The sequence below is a fragment of the Bradyrhizobium campsiandrae genome (genome assembly GCF_014529705.1).
GTDB classification, from domain to species: Bacteria; Pseudomonadota; Alphaproteobacteria; order Rhizobiales; family Xanthobacteraceae; genus Bradyrhizobium; species Bradyrhizobium campsiandrae.
Genome location: NZ_JAANIH010000452.1, coordinates 1 through 237, shown reverse-complemented (window position 1 = coordinate 237; position 237 = coordinate 1). Strand labels below are relative to the sequence as shown.

General features: G+C 68.8%; 1 pseudogene. It reads left to right on the top strand.

The features are described 5' to 3' along the window. Nucleotides 1-104, top strand: a pseudogene (locus G8O24_RS46975) (DUF2927 domain-containing protein); the annotation flags it as partial. Nucleotides 105-237: the final 133 nt, after the last annotated feature.

Sequence of the window (237 nt, the reverse complement as noted above, 5' to 3'; positions counted from 1 at the left end):
GCATCCGGCCCGGCATGACCGTGCTGGAGGTGCGAGCGGTGCTGCCCGAGGTGCTCGCGGATGTGCGCAGCTGGGTGAAGCGGGTGAACGAGTTGACGGAGTGAGGTGATCCGTCATCCTGAGGTGCCGGAGCCTTGCGGCGCAATTGCGCCGCGGGGCGGAGGCCTCGAAGGACGACGGGCCCGGCTGCATCTCGGCCGTTCATCCTTCGAGGCTCCCGGCGCGATGCGTTTGCAT